Annotated in this window: 14 protein-coding genes; 2 read left to right on the forward strand and 12 right to left on the reverse strand. The window is 71.8% G+C overall.

Features of this window, described 5'->3' with window-relative positions; translation table 11 throughout:
* Positions 1–274 precede the first annotated feature (274 nt).
* On the forward strand, positions 275–463 hold the full coding sequence (locus tag ABD292_RS36110; protein WP_344215466.1) for a hypothetical protein: 189 nt from the start codon (positions 275–277) through the stop codon (positions 461–463).
* A gap of 39 nt (positions 464–502) precedes the next feature.
* Here ABD292_RS36110 and ABD292_RS36115 read toward each other — a convergent pair whose 3' ends face one another.
* The 7 genes from ABD292_RS36115 to ABD292_RS36145 all read right to left on the reverse strand — a co-directional run bounded on the left by ABD292_RS36115 (position 503) and on the right by ABD292_RS36145 (position 7,743).
* Positions 503–3,229, reverse strand: coding sequence for a DEAD/DEAH box helicase (locus tag ABD292_RS36115; RefSeq protein WP_329575539.1), 2,727 nt, complete (start codon positions 3,227–3,229; stop codon positions 503–505).
* A gap of 94 nt (positions 3,230–3,323) precedes the next feature.
* Complete coding sequence (locus ABD292_RS36120; protein WP_344215469.1) at positions 3,324–4,220, reverse strand: diacylglycerol kinase; 897 nt, start codon at positions 4,218–4,220, stop codon at positions 3,324–3,326.
* A 46-nt stretch (positions 4,221–4,266) separates the two neighbouring features.
* Positions 4,267–5,190: a twin-arginine translocase subunit TatC gene (gene tatC, locus ABD292_RS36125; protein ID WP_344215471.1), complete on the reverse strand. Its 924-nt coding sequence runs from the start codon at positions 5,188–5,190 to the stop codon at positions 4,267–4,269.
* Between the two features lie 43 nt (positions 5,191–5,233).
* Complete coding sequence (gene tatA, locus ABD292_RS36130; protein ID WP_344215473.1) at positions 5,234–5,551, reverse strand: Sec-independent protein translocase subunit TatA; 318 nt, start codon at positions 5,549–5,551, stop codon at positions 5,234–5,236.
* A 65-nt stretch (positions 5,552–5,616) separates the two neighbouring features.
* Positions 5,617–5,772 carry a hypothetical protein gene (locus ABD292_RS36135; RefSeq protein ID WP_344215475.1) on the reverse strand — a complete coding sequence of 52 codons (156 nt, stop codon included), beginning with the start codon at positions 5,770–5,772 and terminating at the stop codon, positions 5,617–5,619.
* Positions 5,769–6,761, reverse strand: a complete 993-nt coding sequence (locus tag ABD292_RS36140) for a helix-turn-helix transcriptional regulator (RefSeq protein ID WP_344215477.1) — start codon at positions 6,759–6,761, stop codon at positions 5,769–5,771. The genes ABD292_RS36135 and ABD292_RS36140 overlap by 4 nt, the downstream gene beginning before the upstream one ends.
* Before the next feature lie 31 nt (positions 6,762–6,792).
* Positions 6,793–7,743, reverse strand: a complete 951-nt coding sequence (locus tag ABD292_RS36145) for a helix-turn-helix transcriptional regulator (RefSeq protein ID WP_344215479.1) — start codon at positions 7,741–7,743, stop codon at positions 6,793–6,795.
* 38 nt (positions 7,744–7,781) lie between these two features.
* Here ABD292_RS36145 and ABD292_RS36150 point away from each other — a divergent pair, with 38 nt between their 5' ends.
* A complete protein-coding gene (locus tag ABD292_RS36150) occupies positions 7,782–8,849 on the forward strand; it encodes a DUF3866 family protein (protein ID WP_344215481.1) in 1,068 nt (355 codons plus the stop codon).
* Here ABD292_RS36150 and ABD292_RS36155 read toward each other — a convergent pair.
* From ABD292_RS36155 to pafA, 5 genes are all read right to left on the reverse strand, one after another.
* The gene (locus ABD292_RS36155; protein WP_425565226.1) at positions 8,795–9,286 is read right to left on the reverse strand and encodes a DUF3291 domain-containing protein; all 492 of its coding nucleotides are present in this window, start codon (positions 9,284–9,286) and stop codon (positions 8,795–8,797) included. The two genes, ABD292_RS36150 and ABD292_RS36155, sit on opposite strands and share 55 nt — an antisense overlap.
* 21 nt (positions 9,287–9,307) lie before the next feature.
* Positions 9,308–9,952, reverse strand: coding sequence for a helix-turn-helix transcriptional regulator (locus ABD292_RS36160; protein WP_344215483.1), 645 nt, complete (start codon positions 9,950–9,952; stop codon positions 9,308–9,310).
* A gap of 29 nt (positions 9,953–9,981) precedes the next feature.
* Positions 9,982–10,998, reverse strand: a complete 1,017-nt coding sequence (locus ABD292_RS36165; RefSeq protein WP_344215485.1) for an FKBP-type peptidyl-prolyl cis-trans isomerase — start codon at positions 10,996–10,998, stop codon at positions 9,982–9,984.
* Between the two features lie 178 nt (positions 10,999–11,176).
* Positions 11,177–12,097, reverse strand: coding sequence for an FKBP-type peptidyl-prolyl cis-trans isomerase (locus tag ABD292_RS36170; protein WP_344215487.1), 921 nt, complete (start codon positions 12,095–12,097; stop codon positions 11,177–11,179).
* A 99-nt stretch (positions 12,098–12,196) separates the two neighbouring features.
* A complete protein-coding gene (pafA, locus tag ABD292_RS36175; RefSeq protein WP_091087617.1) occupies positions 12,197–13,555 on the reverse strand; it encodes a Pup--protein ligase in 1,359 nt (452 codons plus the stop codon).
* Positions 13,556–13,558 lie beyond the last annotated feature (3 nt).

The raw sequence follows: 13,558 nt of genomic DNA on the forward strand, positions 1-13,558 counted from the left end.
CCCCCGTTGAACGGCCGAACACTTGACAATTCGGACGTTACCCGACCAAGTCGCATAATTCACGACATTTCAGCCGAAACCGTGAAAGCTTGACCGGTAAAACGCGACGAGAACGGCGTCTCATCGTTCTTGTTAAATCCGCCGCAAATGAGTAAATGAACCAAAGAATCGTCACGCCACCGCCAACGGTTCTTCCGGGGCATGGCCACAAGTCGGCCCCGCCCGCTACTTTCGGCCGATGGCCGGCCCCTCACCGGTCGCCACGATGGGACGCATGACGATCCTCGGTGTGCTCCTCATGATCCAGGGCTTCGGCGCCCTCGTCGCCGTCCACGTCTTCGACCGCGACTTCGGCCTGCTCCACCTGGTGTTCGACGGCGGCGCGCTGACGGTCGCCGGGATCGTCACCGGCGTGCTCGGGCTCGCGCTCACCGTCGCGGGCATCGCGCACGGCGACGAGTGAGGGCCGAGTGGCCGGCCCTCACTCACCGGACTCAGCCGGTCAGGTCAGCGACGAGTACGCCACCACTCCGCGCCGCATCGCGTCGACCGCCTTGCCCGCCGTCTGCCGGATCCTGCTGCCCGGCGCCGCCGCGTTCTGGAGCTGCCCCAGCAGGTCCATCAGCTGCTTGATCCACCGGACGAAGTCGCCGGCCGCCAGCTCGTTGCCGTTGACGCCGTCCATCAGCACCGCGTCCAGCGTGTGCCCCTTCGTCCACCGGAACGCCGCCCACGCGAACCCCAGATCCGGCTCACGCAGCGTCGACAGCTTGTGGTCGGACTCGATGCCCTCCAGCTCCCCCCACAGCCGCAGCATGGCCGTCAGCGCGTCCTGCGCCCGTCCTGCGGGGATCTTCGGCCGGCGCGCGTCGTCGGCCGCCCGCGACTCGAACACCAGCGCCGACACGCACGCCGCCAGCTCGGCCGGGTCCAGCTCCTCCCACAGGCCCTGGCGCAGGCTCTCGGCCGTCAACAGGTCGAGCTCGGTGTAGAGGCGGCCGAGACGGCGGCCCTCGTCGGTGACGGTCTCGCCGTCGAGGTAGCCGAGCTGCTCCAGCACCGAGCAGATGCGGTCGAACGTCCGCGAGATGACATGCGAGCGGCCCTCCACCCGGCGGCGCAGCCCCTCGGTCTCGCGCAGCAGCTTGTAGTAGCGCTCGGCCCAGCGGGCGTGGTCCTCGCGCTCGTCGCAGCCGTGACACGGATGCTGCCGGATGCGCCGGCGCAGCTCGTTGATCTCGTCGTCCTCCATCGCGTGGTCACGCACGCGCGGCGGCTTGCCGAGGTCACGGTCGCCGATCTTGGCCAGCAGCGTGGAGACCAGGTTGGCGCGTTCCTTCGGCGAGCGGCCGTTGAAGTTCTTCGGGATGCGCAGCTTCTCCAGCGGCTCGACCGGCACCGGGAAGTCGGCCGGGTCGAGCTTCTTGACCTGCTTGCCGATCGTCAGCACCAGCGGGCTCGGGCCGTGCCCGCGCGGGTTGCGTCCCGGGTCCAGGACGATCGCCAGCCCCGCCCGCCGCCCGCCCGGCACCCGGATCACGTCGCCCGGCTGCAGCGCCTCCAGCGAGCGCACCGCCGCCGCCCGCCGCGCCGCGCCGCGCTGCTTGGACAGCTCGGCCTCCCGGTCCGACAGCCGCCGCCGCAGCGCGGCGTACTCGGGGAAGTCGCCCAGGTGGCACGTCATGGCCTCCTGGTAGCCCTCCAGCGCCTCCTCGTGCTTGCGGAGCTGCTTGGCCAGCCCCACCACCGCCCGGTCGGCCTGGAACTGCGCGAACGACTCCTCCAGCAGCGTGCGCGCCCGCTCACGGCCGAACTGCCCCACCAGGTTGACCGCCATGTTGTACGACGGCTGGAAGCTGGAGCGCAGCGGATAGGTACGCGTGCCGGCCAGCCCCGCCACCGACAGCGGGTCCATGCCCGGCTGCCACAGCACCACGGCGTGGCCCTCGACGTCGATGCCGCGCCGCCCCGCCCGGCCGGTGAGCTGGGTGTACTCCCCCGGCGTCAGGTCGGCGTGCGTCTCGCCGTTCCACTTGTCCAGCTTCTCGATCACCACGCTGCGGGCCGGCATGTTGATGCCCAGAGCCAGCGTCTCCGTCGCGAAGACCGCCTTGACCAGCCCCCGCGTGAACAGCTCCTCCACGACCTCCTTGAAGGCCGGCAGCATGCCCGCGTGGTGCGCGGCAAGCCCGCGCTCCAGGCACTCGCGCCACTCCAGGTAGCCCAGCACCGCGAGATCCTCGTCGGGCAGGTGGGCGGTGCGCTCGTCGACGAGCTGGCGGATCTCGTGCCGCTCGCGGTCGGTGGTGAGCCGGATGCCCGCGTAGAGGCACTGCTGCACCGCCGCCTGGCAGCCCGCCCGCGAGAAGATGAACGTGATCGCCGGCAGCAGCCCCTCGGAGTCGAGCTTCTCGATCACCTGCACCCGGTCCGGCGGCCGGGCCCGCTGCGGCCGGCCGTAGCCCCGCCCCCTGCCCCGGCCCGCCATCAGCCGCTCGGCGTCCCTGGTCACCCGCATCAGCGTGGGGTTGATGCGCGGCGTCAGGTCGTCGTTGACGAACATGTCGTAGACGCGGTTGCCGATCATCATGTGCTGCCACAGCGGCACCGGCCGGTGCTCGTCGACGATGACCGTGGTGTCACCGCGCACGTCGCCCAGCCACTCGCCGAACTCCTCGGCGTTGCTCACCGTCGCCGACAGCGCCACCAGCCGGACCGACTCCGGCAGGTGGATGATGACCTCCTCCCACACCGCGCCACGGAACCGGTCGGCCAGGTAGTGGACCTCGTCCATCACCGCGAAGCCGAGCCCGGCCAGCGTGGCCGACCCGGCGTACAGCATGTTGCGCAGCACCTCGGTGGTCATGACCACGATCGGGGCCTCGCCGTTGACGCTGTTGTCGCCGGTCAGCAGGCCCACCTTGGCGGTGCCGTAGCGCTTGACCAGGTCGTTGTACTTCTGGTTGGACAGCGCCTTGATGGGGGTGGTGTAGAAGCACTTCATGCCCTGCTGCAGGGCCAGATGGACGGCGAACTCGCCGACGACCGTCTTGCCCGACCCCGTCGGCGCCGCCACCAGGACGCCGTCACCGGCCTCCAGGGCGCGGCAGGCGTCGAGCTGGAAGTCGTCCAGCTCGAAGTCGTAGAGACCTCGGAACGATGTGAGCGCGGCCCCGTCGTCGGCGTGCTTCTGACGGAAGGCCGCATAGCGTTCCGCTGGCGTTGTCATACCCGTCAGCCTACCGAAACCGCCATTCCGGTCCGTCCTTCCGTACGGGGCCGGGTGCGGGCGATCCGGGCCCGACGCCTTTACAAAGTAGATTTCAGACGAGGACGCGCAGCGCGCCCGGCCGGACCTCGCACTCCACGGGCACCGGCCCGACGCGCTCGCCGTCGGCGTACGCCACCAGCCCGGCCGGGTCCGCGGCCTCCAGGCGCACCGTCCGCGCCCTGCGCGCCGTCACCGCCGGATGCCCGGCGTGCGTGCCCCGGTAGACGCTCGGGAAGACGCGCAGGAACTCGCCCTTCGGCAGGGCCCCGACCATCACCACGTCGAGCAGCCCGTCGTCGGGCAGCGCGTCGGGGCACACCCGCATGCCGCCGCCGTACGAACGGGTGTTGGCCACCGCCACCAGCATCGCCTCCCGCTCGATCACCTCGTCGTCGTCGAGGACGAGCCGGAACGGCACGGGCCGGAACGAGCGCAGCTCCTCCACCATGGCCACCACGTAGCGGGCCGACCCGGCCGGCCAGGTGAGCCGGTTGGCCCGCTCGTTGACCCGCGAGTCGAAGCCGCAGCACAGCACCCCGGCGAACAGCTCCTCGGTCCGCCCTGCGCGCACGCGGGCGGCATCCACCAGCCGCGACTTCATCCGCAGCACGACCCGGGCGGCCGCCATCGGGTCCTTGCACGGCACGCCGAGCGCGGCCGCGATGTCGTTGCCGGTGCCGGCCGGGATGATGCCGAGCGGCACGTCGGTGCCGGCCACGGCCTGCACGGCCAGGTGCACCAGGCCGTCGCCGCCGAAGGCGACGAGCGCGTCGGGGCGCTCGGCGACGGCGGTGCAGGCGCGTTCGAGCGCGTCGGCGGCGTCGGAGCCGACGATGACCGACAGCTCCGCCCCGCCGGCGCGCAGCCGGCGCGCCACGGGTTCGAGCTGGCGCAGGGCCCGGCCGCCGCGTGCGGCCGGGTTGACGAGCACGGCGAGTTGGGGGGACACGCCCGGAACCTATCGCCTATCGCGCGGAACCGGAATCCTCCGCCCGCTATCGCCCGGCGGGATCCCCGTCGCCCGGCTTGTCGCCGACCGGCCTGTCAGCGGGCGGGGCGTCACCGAGCGGCACGTCGTCGAGCGGCCTGTCGTCGTCGGACAGCGGCGAGGCCTCGTCGTCGGACAGCCCGGCGAACTCGTCCGCCGGCCGCCTGCGCTCGCGGAGGTACATGAACAGCTCGGCCGCCAGGAACAGCACGATCATCGGGGTCGCCAGCGCCATCATGGTGATGGGGTCGCCGCCCGGCGTGATCACCGCGCCGAAGACGAACATCAGGAAGATGACCAGCCGCCGGTGCTTGGCGATCGCGGCGTGCGAGACCACGCCGATGATGTTGAGGAACACCAGCAGCAGCGGCAGCTCGAACGACACCCCGAAGATCAGCAACATGATCAGCACGTAGTCGAGGTAGTCGTCGATGGCGATCGTCGCCACCGTGCCGTCCAGCGAGAAGCCCAGCAGGAAGGACAGCGAGGTGTCCATGATGAAGTAGCACAGCCAGGCGCCGAGGACGAACAGCGGGATCGCCAGCCCCAGGAACGTCAGCGTGTAGCGCTTCTCGGTGCGGTAGAGCGCCGGGGTGACGAACGCCCAGATCTGGTAGAGCCACGCGGGTGAGGACACCACGAGACCGACCATGAGCGAGATCTTCAGCGTGATGAAGAACGACGAGAAGATGCCGTTGTAGGTCAGGCTGCACTCACCGGTGAGCTGCCGCGCCTGGTCCGTGTGGCAGTAGGGCTCCTTGAGGATCTCCCACACCGGACCGGAGACGATCCAGCCCACGATCAGGCCGACGGCCACGGCGGCGATCGCGATGAGCAGCCGGTTGCGGAGCTCCCGGAGGTGCTCCATCAGCGGCATCCGGCCTTCCGGGTCCCGCGACGGCTTCGGGCCCGACTTCTTCAGCAGCGCCATCTAGGTGAGTCCTCGGGGACGAGGGACGGATGAAGGGGAAGGCTCAGGCGCGCTTGTCGGCCTGCGCCGAGGCACGCAGCCGGGCGGCCTGCTCCTCGAGCTGGCGGGCCTGCTCCTCGAGCGACACCGCGGGCGCGGGGGCCGGGATCTGCTGCGGGGGCGCGGGCTGGGCCGGAGGCTGGGCCTGGGCCTGGACGACGGTCGGACGCTCGTCGTCGTCGTCGTTCATCTTGCTGGTCTCGGCCTTGAAGATGCGCAGGGACCGCCCGACGCCACGGGCCAGGTCCGGCAGCTTCTTGGCCCCGAAGAGCAGGACCAATGCCACCAGGATCAGGATGATCTCCGGAGCTCCCAGGTTCATGTGACGTCCTTACAGGTGAGCCGTGTGCTGTCCAAACCCGATCGTACGCTGCCGACGGCCCTGCCTCATCCCCTGGAGTCCGCTTTCAGCCTGAATTGCTGGTTAATTCGAGCAACCTCCCTGTTCAGGGCACGGGCGGCCACGACCACGCGGGCCCCCAGGACCCCCAGGACGGCCAGCCCGGCCGCCACCACGACGGCCGCGGGCATGATCCACGTCATGACCCGTGAGCGTACAGGGCGAGAGCCCGCTCGGCCTCGGCGCGCACGGTCTCGGCCATCCGGGGCGGCGCGACGACCCGGCCGGTGTCGCCGAGCCGCAGCGCGAGCTTGACGATCCAGTCCTCGTCGCGGGCCCGCAACGCCACCCGCAGCCGGCCCTCTCCGAGCTCGGCGACCTCCTCGCACGGGTAGTACTCGGCCACCCACCGGCCGGCCGCGCTCAGCTCCAGCTCGACCAGCTCGTCCGTGGGCGAGGGACGGAAGACGCCGCGGGTGACGTCGATCGGCTCGGCCTCGGCGGGCGGGTCGGCGGGCACGTCGAGCACGTCCACGCCGAGCATGCGGTCGAGGCGGAACAGCCGCATCGCCTCCGCCCGGTAGCACCAGCCCTCCAGGTAGGCGCGGCCGTCGACGACGAGCACGCGGGTGGGATCGACCTCGCGCGGCGTGACCTCGTCGCGGCCCGGCACGTAGTAGCGCAGCGACAGCCGCCGCCCGCCGGTCAGCGCCTCGCGGACGCGGGGCAGCGCGTCGGGGGCGGCGTCCACGTCCACGGCGACCTGGCTGCTGACGGTGGCGGCGCCCTCGCCCGCGGCCCGCTCCAGCTTGGCCGTCACCCGCGCGAGCGCGTCACCGGTCGCCCCACCGGCCTGATCCCTGCCCGCGGGCAGGGCCAGCTCCGGCTGGGCGGCCAGCATGCGCAGCGCGACGAGCAGCGCGCTGGCCTCGTCGATGCCGAGCCGCAGCGGCCGGGCGATCGTGTCGGCGTTGTCGATGATGATCTCGCCGCCGTCCCAGGAGACGTCGATGAGGTCGCCGGGGGTGTGGCCGGGCAGGCCGCACATCCACACGAGCTGCAGGTCGTCGATGAGCTGCTTCTCGCTCAGGCCGAACACCGCCGCCACCTCGCCGACCTGCGCCCCTGGATGGGACATCAGGTACGGCACCAGCGCCAGCAGCCGCGGCAGCCGGTCCGCGCTCCCGCTCATATGCTTTCCCCCTGTTTCGTGGCCGGCGCGCTCACGCCATGGCCCCCTTCAGTCTGCGGATGACCGCCTCGCGCGCGTCCGGCGGCTCGACCACCTCGACGTCGCCGCCGAGGCTGGCCATCCAGCCGGCCAGCCGCTCGGGGTCGGAGAAGGTCAGCTCCGCCTCGTCCCAGCCGTCCACGCCGGGGTGGACGGCCCTGGCGAGCTGGCGCACCCCCTCGCACGCGCCCTGGCGCACCCGTACGACGGCCACCCGCTCGTCCGTCGTCTCGTCGGGGAAGCCGACCATGGCCCGCAGGTCGACGCCCTCGGGCACGCGTACCGCTCCCGGCTTGCCGACGTGCGCGACCTGGCCGGCGATGCGGCTGAGCCGGAAGGCGCGCGGCGCCTGCCGGTCGCGGTCGTAGCCGGCGAGGTACCAGCGGCCGCGCCGGCTCACCACGCCCCACGGCTCGACGGTGCGGGCGCGTACGCTCTCGCTGCCGGCGCCGCGGTAGTCGAAGCGGACCGCGCGCCGGTCGCGCACAGCCTCCCACAGGGCGGGGAAGGCCGGGTCGCGGGTGTCGACGCGCAGCTCCAGCGCGCCGGTGCCGACCGGCTGGTCGGTGGCGACGCCGCCGGCGCGCAGCTTGAGCAGCGCCCCCGAGGCGGCCTCGGCCAGGCTGGCGCGCTGCCACACCTGGGCGGCCAGGCCGAGCACGGCGGCCTCGTCGGGCTCCAGGGTGATCTCCGGCAGCTCGTACGACTCCCGCTGGATGCGGTAGCCCGGCTCGTCCTCCCACGGGTCGCGGACGACGTCGATGGGGATGCCGATCTCGCGCAGCTCGTTCTTGTCCCGCTCGAACATGCGCTGGAAAGCCTCGTCGCCGTCGCGGTCGTAGCCGGGGACCGCCTGGCGGATCTGCTCGGCCGACAGCGGACGCCGGGTGGCGAGCAGACAGATGACGAGATTGAGCAGCCGTTCCGTCTTCCGGCGCGACATCTGCCTCACTCCTCCTTCATCGACGCTACCCTGCCCCCGTGATCAGATGGCGCAAGGGCGAGGTCGTACGGATCCGACGCGAGTGGCCGGGAGCGGTGGAACTGGACGTCGCCGTCCCCGAGGGGGAGTGCCGGGCGCTGGCGTACCCCCCGCTGGTGGGGCGCCCGGAACCCGGCGACGAGGTGCTGCTCAACACGACCGCACTCGCGATGGGTCTCGGTACGGGAGGTTACGCCATGGTGGTGGCCGTCCCGAACCGTTTGCCGCAAGATCCTCAGGGGCCGGGGCACCTGGTGAAGGCCCGATACACCCCGTTGCAGGCCACGGTGGCGGGCGCGGACGAGCAGGACTCGCCCCACCACGAGGTCCTGCGCGAGGCCGACTCCCTGGACGACATGCCCGTCGTGGTGGCCGACCTGCACTCGGCGCTCGCGCCGATCCTCGCCGGCCTGTACGAGGCCGCGCCGGGCACGCGGGTGGCGTACGTGATGCAGGACGGCGGTGCGCTGCCCGCGTGGTTCTCGATGACGGCGGCGCGGCTGCGCGAGACCGGCTGGCTGGCGGGCGTGGTGACGGCGGGCCAGGCGTTCGGCGGCGACCTGGAGGCGGTGACCGTGCACACGGCGCTGCTGGCGGCCAGGCACGTGCTGGAGGCCGACGTGGCGATCGTCGCACAGGGCCCGGGCAACCTGGGCTCGGGCACCCGCTGGGGCTTCTCCGGCGTGCAGGCGGGCGAGGCGGTCAACGCGGCCGGGGTGCTGCGGGGGCGGCCGGTGGCGGCGCTGCGGGTCAGCGAGGGCGACCTGCGCGAGCGGCACCACGGGGTGTCGCATCACTCGCTGACCGCGTTCGGGCGGGTGGCGCTCTGCCCGGCCGACGTGCCGGTGCCCGATCTGCCGGGCGAGTTCGGGGCGCGGGTGCGCGACCAGGCCGAGCTGCTGGCGGTGCGGCACCGCCTGGTGCCGGTGCCGGTGGACGGCCTGCACGAGGCGCTGCGGGCGGCACCGGTCCGGCTCTCGACGATGGGCCGGGGCCTGGAGGAGGACCTGGCCTACTTCCTCGCCTCGGCGGCGGCGGGCAGGTTCGCGGCCTCGCTGCTGTCGTAGGCGTCCTTGTAGGTGAACGCCTCGGGGCTCGGGCCCTCGGTCCTGAGGCGTTCGAGCCGCCGCATGCCCTCGGCCAGCGTCGGGATGGTGCCCTCCGGGATCCACCACATCACCATGGCCGGCTCCGCCATGCGCTGGAACCACTCCCTGCGGCGGCGCAGCACGCCCAGGTGCGGGGAGCGGTAGACGTAGTTCCACAGCGACTCCAGCGACTCCCACACGGAGAAGTTCACGAGCAGGTAGTCGCCGTACTCGTGCTGGACGGTCGCGGTGGGGTCGCTCTCGCTCTCCTTCAGCCGCCAGACGAACCCGGGGGCCGCGTCGGCGAGGGCGTTGATCGGTTCGAGCAGGGCGACGAACTCGGCGAGCTCGGGGGAGTCGATGGGCGCGCGCATGTGGGCGAGGTTGAGCTGGGCGAGATGCATGACGCTCAGCACATCACCTCCTCCCCTTCTATGTCAATCTCCATTTGTTTTAGAAAGGGCGACGCAGCACTCCCCCGGCCGCGCGTCCAGCCGCGCCCGCGCCGGGTCCTCGCCGAGCCCGCGCAGCAGCCCCTGGCACAGCGCCAGGTTCATCGAGCACACGAGCAGCGGCTGCTCCGAGGCCAGCACGTGGAACGGGCAGTTGCGCAGCCGGACCAGCCCGTCCTCCTCGTACGGCTCATAGCCCCGCTCCCCCAGCACCCGCTCCACCGGCTCGCCCGCGTGCCGCGCGCCGATGCGCTCACCCGCGCCGCGCGCCGCCTTCTCCGCCTGCTCATCGGCGCCCAGCAGCTCGACCACGTCGGCGAGGACCGAGGCGAGGGTGACGTAGTCGCGGGGCGGCAGGCTCACCGAGCGCTCGCCCCTGGCCCTGCGGTAGACCTTGGCCGGCCGCCCGCTGCCCGGCCCCTTCTTGGCGGGGGCGCGGAACCCGCTCTCCAGCAGCCCGGCCTCGACCAGCTTGTCGAGGTGGTGGCCGGCCAGCGTCCGTGACACCCCGGCCGCCTCGGCGGCCTCACCCCGCCCCACGTCGCCGCCGCCGGCCGCGACCGCCTCGTAGAGGCTGCGGCGTACCGGGTCGTTCAGCAGGGCCAGCGCGTCGAGGTCGTCGATGCTCACAGGCGGGAGTCTATGCGCGCGGCCCTGGCTCAGTAGACGGCCAGCACGTCCACGACGAAGACGAGGGTGTCTGAGCCCTTGATCCCGTACGCGGGGAAGCCGGGGGCGCCGTAGCCGTACGCGGGCGGGACGACCATCAGCACCCGACTGCCGGCGGGGACACCGGTCAGCGCCCGCTCCCACGCCCTGATGAGGCCGCCGTCGCCCAGCTTGAACGCCTTCGGCAGGCCGCTCGTCCACGTGGTGTCGAAGACGCGGCGGCTGCCCCAGACCGCGCCCGCGTACTGGGTGACGACGAGCCGGCCGGGCCTGGCCTTGGGGCCTGAGCCCCGTTCGAGCACCGTGGACGAGAACCGGGCCGGCGGAGCGGCGGCGGGCACCTGGATCGCCGGCCGCGCGCCGGCGCTCACGCGCACGCCCGCCAGTGTGCCCGCGCGGCCCTCGACCGAGGCGCCCTTGTGGTGGGCGCCGAGGATGTCCACGACGTAGAACAGCTCGTCGGAGGGGCCCACGCCGCGCGGCGGATTGGGCCCGAAGCCGTCGCCGGGCGGGACGGCGGCGATGACCCGGCTGCCGACCGTACGGCCCTCCAGGGCCCGGTCCAGGCCGGGCAGCAGGCCGCCCACGGGGAACGCGGCGGGCGCGCCACGGGTGAAGCTGGAGTCGACCAGGCGGTTGCGTCCGCCGTCCCAGACGTGCGCGGTGTACTGCACGACCGCCACGTCGTCCGGCTCCAGCCGGGCGCCCTTGCCGGTGGTCAGCTCGTCCACTTGGAGGCCGGGCGCGGGCTTGCCGTCGGGAAAGTCGACCGTGGGCCGCGCCCCGAACGCCCCGGCCACCTTCAGCTCCAGCCCTTGAGCAGGCGCCCCGGTACACCCCGCGAGCACCGCGACCAGGAGCACCGGCCCAAACACCGGCCCAAGCTCCCGTACGAGCACGAGCACGGGCATGGGCTTGCGCGCGACCTTCGGCACGAGCGCCGACAGGAGCTTCAGCGCGGGCCTGAACGCGCGCTCGGGGACGGGCCTGGAAGCAAGCTTGGACACGAGCCTGGGCCCGGTCCTGGAAACGGCCCTGGGGGCGGTGGCACGGCGGAGCATCGGGCCCTCCCCTACGCGGCGAGCCCCGGGGCAGGCAGTCCCCGGGGCTCGCGATGCTACCGCGCTGACCCACCACAAACCCCGCGAAACCCCCAAATGGCGAGCACCGGGGCCGGGCGGTGGCTCAGTAGGCGGCCAGGACGTCCACGACGAACACCAGCGTGCTGTTGGCCGGAATGTTCGGCTGCTCCTGGTCGCCGTAACCCAGGTTCGGCGGGATGCTCATGACGACCCGGCTGCCGACCGGCACCCCGGCCAGCCCCTGCTGCCAGCCCTGGATGACCCCGCTCAGCGGGAACTCGGCCGCCTCGCCCCGCTCCCAGCTCGAGTCGAACTGCTTGTCGGTGCCCCAGATCTTGCCCGTGTAGTGGACGGCGAGCGTCTGGTTGGGCTGCACCTTGGCGCCGGTGCCCTCGATCACCGTCTTGACCACGAGCTCGCCCGGCGGCTTCTCACCCGTCTTGGTGGTGAGCGTCGGCGCCTTCTCGCCGCCCGGGTTCTCGACCTTGACGCCCTTGATGGACTCCTTGGTCTCCTTGCCGGTGGCGGCCTTCAGCGCGGGCGGCTGCGTGCCGACCACGTCGAAGACGAACACCTTGGTCGGCTCGGCCGGAGAGGTCTGCTGCTGCTGCGCGGGGACCGAGTCGTTGGCCAGCACGGCCAGCAGCCGGCCGCCGTGCTTGACCTTGGTGAAGCCCTCCTGCAGCACCTGCGGGAGCTGCTCGTTGACCGAGATCGTCTCGGGGGCCTTGGTGTCGTACGACGAGCCCTGGGCGGCGTTGGTCTTGCCGTCCCAGTCCCAGACGGTCAGGTTGACGATGACCTTGTCACCGGTCTTGATCTCCGCGCCGCTGCCCGGCTGGATCACCTCGTAGGACGACTTGGTGGCCGGCGAGCCGGACGGGAAGGTCACCGTGGGCTTGGCGCCGGGGTTACCGGCGACCTTGAACCCGGTGGACCCGCCGGATGCGGCGTCGTCGGAGCCGCATCCCGCGGCGAAGAAGATCAGCGGCATCGCTGCCAGAACGGCCAGAACGCGGCGCATGCGTTTCCCTCGGAAAAGACGTCAGATTCGCGTCACCCTACCCGAACCTCGGGTACGCCCGAGGTAAACGCACCGCCCGCGTCCCGTCCAGCCGGCGGCTCACATGCCGGCGATCAGCTTGTCCACCCGCTCGTCCACGCTGCGGAACGGGTCCTTGCACAGCACGGTGCGCTGCGCCTGGTCGTTGAGCTTCAGGTGCACCCAGTCGACGGTGAAGTCGCGCCGCTTCTCCTGCGCCTTGCGGATGAACTCGCCCCGCAGCCGCGCCCGCGTGGTCTGCGGCGGCACCGACTTGGCCTCGAAGATCTTCAGGTCGGACGCCACCCGCTCCACCGAGCCGCGCTTCTGCAGCAGGTAGTACAGGCCGCGCTTGCGGTGCACGTCGTGGTAGGCGAGGTCGAGCTGGGCCACCCGGGGCGAGGAGAGCGGCAGGTCGTACTTCTTGCGGTAGCGCTCGATGAGCTGGTATTTCGTCACCCAGTCGATCTCGCGCGAGACCAGGTCGAGGTCGCCGGTCTCGACCGCGCGCAACGTACGCTCCCACAGCTCCAGCACGCGGTGCGCGATGTCGTCGCCGCCGCGCCGGTCCACGAAGTCCTTCGCCTTCGACAGGTATTCCTGCTGGATCTCCAGGCTCGACGCCTCGCGCCCGTTGGCCAGGCGCACCCGGCGCCGCCCGGTCATGTCGTGGGAGACCTCGCGGATGGCCCTGATGGGGTTCTCCAGCGACAGGTCGCGCATCACCGTGCCGGACTCGATCATGCGCAGCACCAGGTCGGTGGCGCCGACCTTGAGCAGCATCGTGGTCTCGCTCATGTTGGAGTCGCCGACGATGACGTGCAGCCTGCGGAAGCGCTCGGCGTCGGCGTGCGGCTCGTCACGGGTGTTGATGATGGGCCGCGACCGGGTGGTGGCGCTGGAGACGCCCTCCCAGATGTGCTCGGCCCGCTGGGAGACGCAGTAGACGGCCCCGCGCGGCGTCTGCAGCACCTTGCCGGCGCCGCAGACGATCTGCCGGGTCACCAGGAACGGGATCAGCACGTCGGCCAGGCGGCCGAACTCACCGTGCCGGCCGACGAGGTAGTTCTCGTGGCAGCCGTAGGAGTTGCCCGCCGAGTCGGTGTTGTTCTTGAACAGGTAGATGTCGCCCGCGATGCCCTCTTCGCGCAGCCGCTTCTCGGCGTCCACGAGGAGACCTTCGAGGATGCGCTCGCCCGCCTTGTCGTGGGTGACGAGCTCGATGACGTTGTCACACTCGGGTGTTGCGTATTCAGGATGGCTGCCCACGTCGAGATAGAGGCGGGCGCCGTTGCGGAGGAAGACGTTGCTCGATCGGCCCCAGGACACGACTCGCCGGAACAGGTAGCGCGCGACCTCGTCGGGGGACAGCCTGCGCTGCCCCCTGAACGTGCAGGTCACGCCGTACTCGTTCTCCAGCCCGAAGATGCGACGATCCATCAC

Source organism: Nonomuraea bangladeshensis, from assembly GCF_039529455.1.
Classification (GTDB): Bacteria; Actinomycetota; Actinomycetes; order Streptosporangiales; family Streptosporangiaceae; genus Nonomuraea; species Nonomuraea bangladeshensis.

What these genes read in the sequence shown, in the direction of transcription:
- pafA (WP_091087617.1), bottom strand. Translation starts at nt 13,555, where the DNA reads ATGGATCGTCGCATCTTCGGGCTGGAGAACGAGTACGGCGTGACCTGC.
- tatC (WP_344215471.1), bottom strand. Translation starts at nt 5,190, where the DNA reads ATGGCGCTGCTGAAGAAGTCGGGCCCGAAGCCGTCGCGGGACCCGGAA.
- ABD292_RS36145 (WP_344215479.1), bottom strand. Translation starts at nt 7,743, where the DNA reads ATGTCGCGCCGGAAGACGGAACGGCTGCTCAATCTCGTCATCTGTCTG.
- tatA (WP_344215473.1), bottom strand. Translation starts at nt 5,551, where the DNA reads ATGAACCTGGGAGCTCCGGAGATCATCCTGATCCTGGTGGCATTGGTC.
- ABD292_RS36135 (WP_344215475.1), bottom strand. Translation starts at nt 5,772, where the DNA reads ATGACGTGGATCATGCCCGCGGCCGTCGTGGTGGCGGCCGGGCTGGCC.
- ABD292_RS36115 (WP_329575539.1), bottom strand. Translation starts at nt 3,229, where the DNA reads ATGACAACGCCAGCGGAACGCTATGCGGCCTTCCGTCAGAAGCACGCC.
- ABD292_RS36140 (WP_344215477.1), bottom strand. Translation starts at nt 6,761, where the DNA reads ATGAGCGGGAGCGCGGACCGGCTGCCGCGGCTGCTGGCGCTGGTGCCG.
- ABD292_RS36170 (WP_344215487.1), bottom strand. Translation starts at nt 12,097, where the DNA reads ATGCGCCGCGTTCTGGCCGTTCTGGCAGCGATGCCGCTGATCTTCTTC.
- ABD292_RS36110 (WP_344215466.1), top strand. Translation starts at nt 275, where the DNA reads ATGACGATCCTCGGTGTGCTCCTCATGATCCAGGGCTTCGGCGCCCTC.